The sequence below is a fragment of the Phenylobacterium sp. genome (assembly GCF_030693805.1).
Lineage (GTDB): Bacteria > Pseudomonadota > Alphaproteobacteria > Caulobacterales > Caulobacteraceae > Phenylobacterium.
The window spans coordinates 1-11,636 of the sequence record NZ_JAUXZW010000163.1 but is presented as its reverse complement, the minus strand read 5'-3'; the positions used below and the strand labels follow the sequence as shown (position 1 = coordinate 11,636).

9 protein-coding genes are annotated in these 11,636 nt (G+C 60.6%); 2 read left to right on the top strand and 7 right to left on the bottom strand.

The annotated features are described in order from the left end of the window. The coding region (locus tag Q8M88_RS06915) for a spinster family MFS transporter (protein ID WP_371132643.1) at positions 1-1,001 on the bottom strand (1,001 nt) is incomplete at its 3' end. 339 nt (positions 1,002-1,340) lie between these two features. Between Q8M88_RS06915 and Q8M88_RS06910 the strand changes: the two genes are divergently transcribed. Continuing rightward, positions 1,341-2,957 carry an AMP-binding protein gene (locus Q8M88_RS06910; RefSeq protein ID WP_305595737.1) on the top strand — a complete coding sequence of 539 codons (1,617 nt, stop codon included), beginning with the start codon at positions 1,341-1,343 and terminating at the stop codon, positions 2,955-2,957. A gap of 83 nt (positions 2,958-3,040) precedes the next feature. On the opposite strand, the gene Q8M88_RS06905 is transcribed toward Q8M88_RS06910, so the two are convergent. The 3 genes from Q8M88_RS06905 to Q8M88_RS06895 all read right to left on the bottom strand — a co-directional run bounded on the left by Q8M88_RS06905 (position 3,041) and on the right by Q8M88_RS06895 (position 6,783). Beyond that, positions 3,041-3,955 (bottom strand): SMP-30/gluconolactonase/LRE family protein, encoded by a 915-nt coding sequence (locus Q8M88_RS06905; protein WP_305595735.1) that lies wholly within the window; start codon positions 3,953-3,955, stop codon positions 3,041-3,043. A 126-nt stretch (positions 3,956-4,081) separates the two neighbouring features. Then, a complete protein-coding gene (locus Q8M88_RS06900; protein WP_305595733.1) occupies positions 4,082-5,725 on the bottom strand; it encodes an NAD(P)/FAD-dependent oxidoreductase in 1,644 nt (547 codons plus the stop codon). A 233-nt stretch (positions 5,726-5,958) separates the two neighbouring features. After that, a complete protein-coding gene (locus Q8M88_RS06895; RefSeq protein ID WP_305595731.1) occupies positions 5,959-6,783 on the bottom strand; it encodes an alpha/beta fold hydrolase in 825 nt (274 codons plus the stop codon). Between the two features lie 543 nt (positions 6,784-7,326). Between Q8M88_RS06895 and Q8M88_RS06890 the strand changes: the two genes are divergently transcribed. Then, on the top strand, positions 7,327-8,124 hold the full coding sequence (locus Q8M88_RS06890; RefSeq protein ID WP_305595729.1) for an SDR family oxidoreductase: 798 nt from the start codon (positions 7,327-7,329) through the stop codon (positions 8,122-8,124). Positions 8,125-8,144: 20 nt separating this feature from the next. On the opposite strand, the gene Q8M88_RS06885 is transcribed toward Q8M88_RS06890, so the two are convergent. From Q8M88_RS06885 to Q8M88_RS06875, 3 genes are all read right to left on the bottom strand, one after another. Next, positions 8,145-8,924, bottom strand: coding sequence for an enoyl-CoA hydratase/isomerase family protein (locus Q8M88_RS06885; protein ID WP_305595727.1), 780 nt, complete (start codon positions 8,922-8,924; stop codon positions 8,145-8,147). Between the two features lie 219 nt (positions 8,925-9,143). Continuing rightward, positions 9,144-10,265: an alpha/beta fold hydrolase gene (locus Q8M88_RS06880; RefSeq protein WP_305595725.1), complete on the bottom strand. Its 1,122-nt coding sequence runs from the start codon at positions 10,263-10,265 to the stop codon at positions 9,144-9,146. 131 nt (positions 10,266-10,396) lie between these two features. Continuing rightward, positions 10,397-11,557: an acyl-CoA dehydrogenase family protein gene (locus Q8M88_RS06875; protein ID WP_305595723.1), complete on the bottom strand. Its 1,161-nt coding sequence runs from the start codon at positions 11,555-11,557 to the stop codon at positions 10,397-10,399. Positions 11,558-11,636 lie beyond the last annotated feature (79 nt).

Sequence of the window (11,636 nt, the reverse complement as noted above, 5' to 3'; positions counted from 1 at the left end):
CTTCGGCTGGATGACCCGCTGGCGCCGTCTGGTCCGCGACTAAGAGGCCCGGATCGACGTCTCGCAGGCCATGATCCTCGTCGCCATGGGCGGAAACCTGCTACGCCGGACCACCCACCCGTGAGTTTCCAAACGGACTCTAACAAAAAAGCCAACGCGGGCGTCAATGCATAGGCGCGCATGCTCACCCGGCGCAAGCGATCTACCAACACACCGCCGCCCAGTGTTCCGGCCACGGCGCCCGCCCCGCTTATCAGACTGTAATATAAAGCGATGTCCGTCAGTTCCATGCCGCGCACGCGCATCAGGAATGCTGGGGCCCAATTCAAGAACCCGTACAGAATGAAGGCCGAGCAACTCGTCGCGACCGCCGTGGAGCGCAGCAGCGGATCACCGAAAAAGGCGGCGATACTGTGCAAAAGCGTTGGCTGGGGGTCATCCGCTGCCGGGCCGTGGCCGGCGCGATCCATTTCCCCCCGCTTTGGCTCTCGCACGACAAGCAGCAAGAGCAAGGCCAAGAATACGCCTGGCGCGCCTACTGCGAAGAAGGCTACGCGCCAGCCGTGTTCCGCTGCAATCCAACCGCCCGCCGCCAAACCGGCGGTCGATCCGAGCGGGAGACCTAATTGATAAAGCCCCAAAGCCATGCCGCGCCGCTCCGGAGGGAAATAGTCGGAGATGAGGGAATAGGAGGCAGGATTCCCCCCGGCTTCACCGACTCCGACGCCCATACGCGCCAGGGCCAACTGCAAGAAATTGGTGGCGAGCCCGCATGCCGCGGAGAACATGCTCCAGACTGCGCAGCAGACTGCGATGATCCAAACCCTACGGACGCGGTCCGCGAGCCACGCAAGGGGTATCCCAAAAGTAGTGTAGAACAACGCGAACGTCAGACCGGTCAACATGCCGAGCTGAGTGTCGCTGAGGTGTAGTTCCTTGCGGATCGGCTCGGCGAGCACCGAGAGGATTTGACGGTCGAGAAAATTAAACGTGTAGATCAAGCCGAGCATCCCCACGACAACGTATGGGTATCTCGATGACCCTTGGATGCGGCGTTGCGCCGACATAGCTGCCCCCGCCCCTATTGCCTCCGCTAGATCTCAGCATCACCTGCAGGCATGCTCGCTGAGGAACACAGGCTGGATCTTGCATAATTTAGTGCGTTTCCATTAAAACTCTTACAGCGTGTTTGTAGGGCGAGTCTAGGAGGCTGGGGTTCGCGCGGGCGAGGGTGTGGGCGCTACGATAAAGCGACGAAATCCAAGCCGCGCCCTCCGTCCCTTGGGGCAGATCGCCGGGACCCGCGAACGCTGCACGGGGCGACGAGAAGCGAGGCCGTCATGTACACCGTCTTCAGCACCTTCGCCGCTGTCGCCGCTGGATCTCACGTTCGGCCGTTCATATGCATTCCGCCGCGTGACGACCGGTCTTGGCTCCCCGAGGGGGCCGAATTCACATTCGGAGAAGTGCTTCGCCGCGTGCTCCAGTTGCGGTCCGACTATGCCGGCGCCGGCTATGGGCACGGACACCGTGCGGCTCTGTTGTTGGAAAACCGCCCTGACTTCTTGTTTCACTTCCTGGCGCTGAATAGCCTTGGCGCCAGTATCGTGCCGATCAACCCCGATCTTGTTCCTGCTGAGATCGCCTACATTCTCGAACATAGCGAGGCTGATCTTGTCGTCGGCCTCAGCTCTCGGCTCGATGCGCTGCGTCATGCAGCGCGCGGCGTCCCGAAAAGGCCTCCCGTCGCTGACGCCGAGCTCTGGAAGGAGGCTCCGCCTGTCCAGGGCCGCACCTTCTTGAAGGGATCACCGACGGACGAGAGCGAGGCGGCCATTCTCTATACGTCCGGCACAACAGGCCAACCAAAGGGGTGCGTCCTCACCAACCGTGCGATGCTGGCGACCGCGCGGTCTTACGTGGCGGCAGGGGGTTCGATTACATTCTTCGCCGGCCAGGACAGGCTCATCAGCCCGTTGCCGCTGTTCCATGTTGGCGGGCTCTGTCTAACCACTCTCGGCATGATGGTTTCCGGCAACTGCATCATCCTGCTCGAGCGCTTCCGGCCATCTCAGTTCTGGCGCGACGCGGTGGCGGCGCGCGCCACCGTGATGCACTACCTCGGCGTGGTCCCGGCAATGCTGATGTCGCAGCCAGACACGCCTGATGAACACGCGCACTCGATCAGGTTTGGCTTGGGCGGCGGAGCGTCTCCCTCGCTGATTGAGCGCTTCAGGCATCGCTTTGGCATCGCCTTGACGGAGGGCTGGAGCATGACCGAGGTGGGTCGATGCACTTGGAACAACTATGCGTCCCACCATACGGCGCAGCCGTGCATTGGACGGTCGAGCGACGGTCTAGAAGCGCGCGTCGTCGATGAGCACGACGACGAGGTTCCGCACGGGACCATTGGCGAACTCTGCGTGCGCTGGGCTGGCCTGGAGGGGCCGCGTTGGGGCTTTTTCGCCGGGTACCTGAAGGACCCTCAAGCCACCGAAAGCGGTTGGCGCGGCGGTTGGTGGCATACTGGAGACGCAGTCACGATGGAGGATGACGGCACGCTGATATTCATTGATCGGCGCAAGAACATCATCCGCCGTTCAGGAGAGAACATCGCGGCCGCCGAGGTCGAGCAGATGCTGGCATCCCATCCTGCCGTTGCGCAGGCCGCCGTCGTGGCCGTGGCCGACGAGATACGCGAGGAGGAAGTCTTGGCTTGCGTTGTTCTGAAGGACGGCGTCCAGGGAGACTTGGCGACGGCGCGCTTGCTGTTCGACCACTGCGGAGAAAATCTGGCATATTTCAAAGTCCCCGGCTGGGTGCTTTTCATGTCCGAAATCCCCACTACGGGATCGCAAAAGGTTGCAAAGTCTCAGCTGTTTCCGGGCAATGCGGATCCCAGGACATACGCAGGGATTCACGATCTGCGGGTCTTGAAACGGCGAGGGCAATCCTAAGCCACCGGCTGAGCGTAACCGCAGGCCTCCTGGCGCCAACGGGGGGCGATGACCACAAGAGCGGGATCTAGGCTTCAGCGGCCTTAAGCGTAGTACGCGAGTTCCAAGCCGGGCGAGTCCCAGCGAACCTTGGCGAGCCTACCTGTACTCGACAGGGTCACCCAGGCGTCGCGCATATCCGCCCCGCCAAAGCAGATGTTGGTGGTCATAAGGTCGGGGAAAGGTTGATGGGTGAGCCGCCCACTTTGGGGATCAACGGATGTGATTCCGGCATTGTTGAAGACGGTTGCACAACAGACATGCCCGTTCGCGTCGACGGCCAGCGAATCAGGAAGCTGACGTGGGGCGAATTGCCCGATCGGCCGGCCTGACGCAAAGCCGGCGACCGGCGACAGTAAACCCGGGCCATCGATGTCGAATTCCACAAGAAGCGCTTCGTAAGACAAAGCGCAGTAGAGCTTTTTGCCGTCTGGCGACAGGCCCATCCCATTGGCGCGAACGCCGTCGACGACACGGGTGACGAACGAGCCGTCGGCCTTCGCGTAGTAGATCCCGCCATTCTCCGTGGATGATCCCGCGTGCTTGCCCATGTCGCTGAACCACATGCCCCCGTCGCGGTCGAACACTAGGTCGTTCGGGCCGGCTAAGGGGCGACCATCGACGCCTTCATACAGCCGTTCGATGCGTCCGGAGTTCGCGTCGATTCGATCGACCCACCCCGGTTTGCTGTCGGCGGACGCCCCTCCGTCCGTTACAAGGAGGCCGTCCTGTCGGGAAAACGACATTCCCCCGTTGTTGACGACGTACAAGCATCCGTCAGGTCCTACCGCAGCGCCGTTCGGTCCGCCGCCGCATTCGGCGACCAGTTCCTTGTCGCCGTTCGGTCGTATCCTTGTCACCTGCCCGGCCGCAATCTCCACCACGACTACGGACCCGTCCTTCATCCATACCGGTCCCTCTGGAAAGGCGAGACCTTCGGCGACGATTTCGATGTCCACTGGTCTCCACCTCCAACCTGAACGCCGGCATGCGACGCACGCCAATATGGACTTTGCCCGGATTACATTGAGCTCTTCATAGAAGCGCGGGGCGTCGCGCGAAGCTCTGTTCAAAAATCGAATAACTTAATCAAAATCAATGCCGGCATAGTTGTCGCGAGTCGCAGCTTCACAGTATTGGCGAAACGCTGGGAATCCACCGCTATAGCGCATCACCCTGCGAGCGCTTCTGCCCTCCACGTTCGAATTCACGCCGGTCATCCACGAATCGACCGAATTGCTGAGAAGGCCTATTCCGGAGTCCGCGACGTGGCCGAACCATCGCTTCTCGGCTTCCTGTGTGACCTCCACACGCGTCGCCCCGCGGGCGACCGCAAAGCGCAGCAGTTCGCTCACCCAGTTAGCGTTGAATTCCGCGAAGCGCGTGAAATTGCCCACACCGCCATGGGGACCCATCACCATCATCATGTTCGGGAACCCGGCCACCAGAAACCCGAGATAGGTTTGTGGCCCAGAGGCCCAGGCCTCCTTGAGGCTACGCCCGCCAACACCTCGAATGTCAATCTGCTCGAACGCCCCCGTGATCGCGTTAAAGCCGGTGGCATATATGATCACGTCGAACTCATGCTCACCCGCACTCGTCCTGATGCCGGTCGGTGTTATCTCTTGTATCGGCGTCTCGTTCACGTCGACGAGCTCGACATTGGGCTGATTATAGACTTCGTAATAGCGGGTCTCGAGCGGCAGCCTCCGCGTTCCAAAGCCATGGTTCTTCGGGATGAGGCGGTCCGCGACTTTCGGATCTTTCACGCGCTCGCGAATCTTACGGGCGACAAACTCGCTGATCAGCGCATTGGCGTCTGAATCCACGAGGATGTCGCGGAAGTTGCCATACCAAATGCCGAACCCGGGTTCGGAGTAGAGCTTCTCAAAAAACGCCTCACGGACTTCCGGCGTCACTTCCAGAGCCGAACGAGGATCGGGGCCGTGCACGAAGCACCCCGGCGTTTCCTGGCAGCGCGCCATAATCTCCGGATAGCGCGCGCGGATCTGCTCCATTTCCTCGTCAGTGATCTTCGTATTGTGTAGGGGTGCGCACCAGTTCGGCGTGCGTTGAAAGACCGTCAGATGGCCGGCGACCTTGGCTGCCTCTTGGATGGTCTGAACACCGGTAGACCCCGTGCCGATCACCGCAACGCGCTTGCCCGCCAGGTTTACAGGGTCATGTGGCCACTGAGCGGTGTGATAGGCTTCACCAGCAAACGTTTCGACACCCTTGATACGAGGCAGCGTCGACGCCGAGAGGATTCCGATAGCGGTGATCAGGAATGTGGCGTGATACTTTCGGCCATCGCTAAGTAGGATTTCCCACTTCCTAGTCTCTTCAATGTAGTGAGCAGCGATGACCTCGCTGCCAAATTGGATGTCTCGCCGCAAGTCGAACTTGTCAGCGACATAATTTAAGTATCGCTCAGTCTCCGGTTGAGTTGCAAAATGTTCTGTCCATTTCCATTCGTCGAGGAGTTCTTTCGAAAACGAGTAGATGTACGTCCAGCTCTCAGAGTCGAACCGGGCTCCAGGGTAGCGGTTCCAGTACCAGGTGCCGCCGACGCGCGATCCCTTTTCGAGCACCAACGCCTTCAGTCCGAGTTCGCGCAGCTTGTAGAGTTGGTACAGCCCCGAAACCCCGGCTCCGATTACGATCGCGTCGTAGTCGGCTGTGCTGCTCGAGTCGCCATCTGACTTGAGAAATTGAACCGCCGTCGTCATGCATCCACCCTGTCAGGCAACGTGTTATCGTGGCGGTTGAACCGCCAACCCAGCTCAAGCCCCGCATTTAGTGTTTCACCAATAAAGCGAATTTATGAGCGGGGCCAGTCGGAGTGACGGTCCACTTCATAGGTCAGCGTGTCGCGCGATATTACGGCCCCAGATGACCGAATCGACCCGGGTCGGCGCAGCGACGCCGAGATGCCTAGCCGCGGGTCAGAACGCGCGGCGGATCAGTGGAGAAGGAAGTCGGTTACGACCCGGTTGAATTCGGCAGGGCGTTCGAATTCGATGAAATGGCCAACGCCGCCGCCCCAGATATGAACCCGGATATCGGGAATCATCGAAAGGGCGGATAGCGCTCCGTCCAGCGGGACCATGCGGTCTTGATGTCCCCACAGCAGCAACACCGGCACGGTCAGGCCTTCCATGACGGGCCGGATGTCTACGTTTCCGGCGTGCTGCTGGCGCGGCTGGGGCATTGCGCGCGCGTCCATCGCCGACTTGTAGCGCAGCTCAATCATGTCTTCGGTCAGCAGGTCGTTGTTGGGCACGAAGAGACGCATGATGCGGACCATCTTTTCCCGACTCGGCTCCTCCTTGAACGCGTTGAGCGCTTCAATGCCGTCAGCTGGCGTCACGGTGAGAAAGGTACGACCCGCCGCCGGCGACTTGAGAACCACCTTGAACACACGCACCGGGAATTTGTTCGCGAGGTAGATGACCGCAGCGGCGCTCATCGAGGTGCCATAGAAGTTGGCGCGTTCAATGCCGAGTTTGTCCATCACGGCGCAGATCGCGCGAACAAACAGCGCTTCCTGCGTCTCTCCCGGCAACGCCTCTAGGTGGCTGGAACCGCCATAACCAGGCAGGTTGATGAGCAGCACCCTGAACGACTTAGATAGGACATCGATGTTCCACTTCGTGTTGTCCCATGCATTCGCCCCCGCGCCGCCTCCGTGGAAACACAGCAATGGAGGACCGTCGCCTGCTTCGTTGTAGAGGATGGTAGCGCCCTCGATCTCGCAACGGCGCGACGTAGATTCAAAGTCCAACATTGGTCTGCGCCTCGAATTATTTCGATTAAGGGTGAGAATTTGCCGGCCATCGGCCTGCGAATTTTTCCGGGCCGCCGCTCGGCCACGGAGCGGACGCCTTCCTGGTGGTCTTCAGTGGCCCGAAGCATCGTCTGGAGTTCAAGCTCGGGGGAAGTTTGCTTGCGGACGATCTCGGCCAATGCCCCACGAACGGTCTTGCGGGTTGCGGCGACGGCGAGAGAGGCGTTTTCCGCGATCTCATGCGCGAGCACTCCTGCTTCACCATCGCCTCCACGAAGCTCGAACAAGCACTTCTCGCCGCGCTGCAGGATTGCGGCGCCGATAGGTCGCGACGCCTCCTCCCGGCAACTGAATTCACTTCGTTTTTCCGCGCCAAACTATCCGGCTGCGTCCTGTACAGAAAGCCTAAGGCCATTTACGATTCATATTCATCGCAGCCAAGTTTATTTTGGGCAAATCAATAAAAGCGGCGCCAGGCGGCGCTAACCGCCTGCGACTAGGCCTTGTGGCGCCGCGATTATCGCTGAAGCAAAGGTGCGACGCTTGATCGATTTAGACAACCCGCGGAGATCACTCGATGGTCGCATCGCAGCTGTCACCGGAGCCGCGAGCGGCATCGGAGCCGCAACCGCGAGCCTGTTCTCCGCCCTGGGGGCCAGGGTAATCTCAATCGACCTGAAAGACGCGCAGGTGAATGTCGATCTCAGCACGCCGCGCGGGCGATCCGACATGATTGCTCAGGTAGAGACGCTGGCACCGGACGGCTTGGATATCGTCGTGCCATGCGCAGGCGTTTCGCGTGTCGCACCCGAGCTTATCGTCGCGCTCAATTACTTCGGGGCCGTCGCCACTCTGACTGGATTCCGCCACCTTCTCTCGAGGCGCAAATGCTCGCAGGCGATCGGGGTGGCGTCAGTCGCGGCCATCGCCGACACAGACGATTTGATGGTCGCTGCATGCTTGGCGGGCGACGAAGACGAAGCGATCGCTGTGGCGAAAACGTTGCCGGCTCCCCTGACTTACAACTCGTGCAAGCGCGCCCTCTCGCTCTGGGTACGCCAATCGGCGACGCTGGCCGACTGGGCGGGGTCGGATATTTATATGAACGCCGTTGCGCCGGGCTTCGTAAAAACCCCGATGACCGAACGCGTGCTTGGGGACGAGGCGGCGATGGCGTCAATACGGAAGATCACTCCCCGCGCCGTCGACCATGTTGCCGAACCCGAAGTGTTGGCCGAGGTGATCGCCTCAATTGCAGCTCTGCGCGGCGGCTATCTGGTGGGGCAGGTCGTCTTCGTTGATGGCGGAAGCGATGCGTTGTTGCGGCCGGACGCGTTCTAGAGGAGAGCCTAAAGGTCGCCTCAGCGCCCTTGCCATTTCGGCGTTCGCTTCTCAACGAACGCTCGAACTCCCTCTATACGGTCCTCGCTCGTATAGGGATTTGGTCCTACGTCGAGCCGAAGCGCTGCGTGGACCGGCAAACCCCATCCTTTCAGCGTCATGTGTTTGTATCGCTGAAGGGTAAGTGGCGCATTTTCAGCGATAGCGGCGGCATATTGGGAAACCTCCGCGCGAAACTCGGCGGCGGGAAAGCGCCGATTCAATAGGCCGTGCTGCTGCGCCTCTTCGGCAGTGATTAGGCGGCCGGTGTAAAGCATTTCAAGGGCGATAGCGCGCGGCATCAGCCGTGGCAGCAGCACTGAGCCGAAGTTGGCGCCCATGCCCCGCTTGGCCTCTGGCATGCCAATCCGGGCATGATCGGCGGCGACGCGCAGATCACAAGCGAGCGCGATTTCACACCCCCCGCCAACCGCATCGCCGTTGATCGCTGCGATCGTTGGCTTGGGCGCCTCGAGGATGAGCTCGAACAGGTTGCGGTCGCGACCGCGCATGGGCTGCGGGAAACTCTTCCCAGCGCGCGCCAGTTCATCTGCTTCCTTCAGATCGAGGCCCGCGCAGAACGCTCGCTCGCCTGCCGCGGTCAATACGATGACCTGTGCGGAGGCCGAATCGGAGGCCTCCAAGAAAGCGTCGGCAAGTTCAGACATGGTCTGCAGGCCAAGGGCGTTCAGTCGCTCGGGGCGCTCTATCGTGATGTAGGCGACGCGTCCACGGAGCTCGTAGCTGATATGCGAGGTCATGGCTTCCGCTCCGCAACTCGGGCCGCTAACAGCGACCAGGTGATATGTGCGTCAGGTGAGTCAGTATATCTAAGAAAAAAATGATCCGATGACCTAAGTCACCGGATCGAGTTTCCCACGATACCGGGGAGCGGCACGTGGAATGCTAATGAGAGAAACAGCGCTAATGTGAGATGTCGCCGTCCCGCAGGGCAGACTCCCTTTGCGACTTGCCCGCGCTCACTTGACGGGGGCCAAACCTCGGGACGAAAGCCCGGCGGCCAGCGACTCGGGATTTGCGTAAATCTCGGGCGCCGCCGTCGGGAAACCATCTGCGGGCTCCTCCACTCGCTCCGGATCGATCGGACGGCGCAGCGACACGCCAGCCTCCACCGCCGTCGACCATGAAACTCGACTTGTGCTGAAAAATTCCAACGCCACTTGGTTGAACAACTCAGTACGATCAGTTTGTCCCTGATGTCCGCATTTGTCTGGATAAAAGAATTGAATGTTTGAAGCCGCGTCTTCTTGTTTGAATCCGTTTTCAACAGCAGAAATGACATCCTGCAATCCAAACAAATAAATTATCGGCATTGTTAATCTGTCAAGCCGATCCTTTGTAGAATACACCTGCCTTAGATTGGGATCGGTAACAACAAATGGCACATACTGGACGCCGAACCGCGCGCGGCCTGCGCGCTGCAAGAGCCCGGCGTGTGTGCGCATCTTTATGAGATCTGCCGGGAGCTGCGTCCCGCCGTACGCGATCGACTGCATGGCCTCCGCCATGTCAGCCTCCGTGCCCTGCCACGCATGACCCTTGAAGTCGGGATTGGAGGCGAACTTGCCCCGGCTGATTGGGATCTTGTCCTCAATCGTGGCGATCTCGCAGATGTCGCCAATTAGGCCGGCGATCAGGAACAGACTGCGGACGCGCTCAGGATGGGTGACCGCATAGTAAGCCGATAGGATGCAGCCGCCGGAATTGCCGCCAAGGTGAAACACCTCAAGACACAGCGCGTCTGCAAACATATTTAGAAAGTCGACCTGCGCCTTTACGTCGTGCGCGACGTATTCGGCCCTGGATGTGTCCGCCAAGCCGTATCCCGGGCGGTCTGGGCAGTAGACTCTGAAACCCGAAGCGCCCAGAGCGACAGCCATGGACCGAAAGCCCGCCGTTCCGGAAGATCCTTCGATACTGCCGTGGAGCAGGACAATCGGCGGCCCCTTGTCTCCAGCCGTGACGTAGTGGGCGCGTCGGCCATCGGCGAGCCTCACCCAGCGGCTAGCTAGCCCTGGAACGTCCATGACGCCTTCGTCGGTGAGCGATGCATCGGCAACGTCGGAAGGTTGGATCGCCAATGACTTCTTCCTCTATAGGGCGCAGCACGGCGGCAGGCGTATGCCGGCCACTGGGAGGCGCCCTTCATCGTGCAACCTATGAGATCTCGCGGCGGACGCTTGCGCGCCCGCCGCCTGAGACCGTGTGACGACTAGTCGAGCTCGCCCTTGCGGTAGCCGAGCAGGTGACGCGCGATCAGCAGGCGCTGGATCTCGCCAGCGCCTTCGTAGATGTCGGTGATACGGGCGTCACGGAACCACTTCTCGGCGAGGAACTCCTCCGACAAGCCGTCCGGGCCCAGCAGTTCGATGCAGCCCTGGGTGATCTGGCGCGCGGCCTTGCCGCCCATGGCCTTGGCCATCGAGGCTTCGATCCGGTAGCCGTCCGAGGTCTCGCCGAGTTGCTCTTCCTTGAACTTCTCCTGCATCACCGACATCCAGGCCGCCTGCCACAGGGCTTCCATCTCGATCAGCCGATGTTCGACCATGCCGCGGCTGGTGCGCTGCTTGGCGTAGTCGGGGTCCACGCCAAGGCGCGCCGCAGTGAAGTCCAGCATCGAGCGGCAAAGGCCCAGCGTACTCGCCGCCACCAGCGGGCGGTTGTGGTTGAACTTGCCCATGGTGCCGCCGAAATTGGCCTCGATCTTGGCCAGCGCCGGGACACGCATGTTGTCCAGGATGAAGCCGCTGAGGTTGTGGTGGCGGATGCCCATCTTCTTGATCGGTTGGGCCTCGATGAAGCCGGGCCATTCCTTCGAGACGACGAAGGTGCAGAAAGGGCGCTTCCCGTTCTCGTCGGGCTCGCCCTTCATCAACACCAGCACGCCGTCGTGGTAGCTGACGCCGGAGATGAAGGTCTTCTCCCCGTTGAGGATGTACTCATTGGTGGCCGGGTCATACTTCGCGTTGGTGATCATGTTTGTAGGGTCGGAGCCTGCGCCCGGCTCGGTGATGCCGATCGCCAGTTTCAGGTGGCTGTAAGCCGCGATCTGCTCCGGCGTGCCGTAGTCGCGCACGATCCAGCCGCCAAAAGACCCCCCGTCGAAACCGTTACGGATACGCGCGTCGCTTGAGCTGACCATTTTCATCATGGCCTCGGTCATGTGCTGACCGCTGATGGGCGACGTCTCCTCCGCCAAGTAGTCATCCGGTGATTTAGTGCCTGCGACCGACGGATGGTCGGTTGGCTTATCACGCGTTTGCACCTCGCCGGCGTTATCCAGTTCGCGCGCGTACTTGCGGCCGATCTCGTTCTCTTTGCGCGCCACGTCCATCAGCCGTTGGTCGGCTTCCGTCAGGCTAAAATCGACCATCTTTCAACTCCGATCCGAAATCTTGTGCTTTGAAAAACGATTGGAAATTCAGACGCCGATGGCGCCTTCGAGCACCGAC

Bases quoted from the DNA above. Each gene is read 5' to 3' on its own strand.
- Q8M88_RS06895 (WP_305595731.1), bottom strand. From the start codon at position 6,783: ATGTTGGACTTTGAATCTACGTCGCGCCGTTGCGAGATCGAGGGCGCT.
- Q8M88_RS06910 (WP_305595737.1), top strand. From the start codon at position 1,341: ATGTACACCGTCTTCAGCACCTTCGCCGCTGTCGCCGCTGGATCTCAC.
- Q8M88_RS06900 (WP_305595733.1), bottom strand. From the start codon at position 5,725: ATGACGACGGCGGTTCAATTTCTCAAGTCAGATGGCGACTCGAGCAGC.
- Q8M88_RS06875 (WP_305595723.1), bottom strand. From the start codon at position 11,557: ATGGTCGATTTTAGCCTGACGGAAGCCGACCAACGGCTGATGGACGTG.
- Q8M88_RS06885 (WP_305595727.1), bottom strand. From the start codon at position 8,924: ATGACCTCGCATATCAGCTACGAGCTCCGTGGACGCGTCGCCTACATC.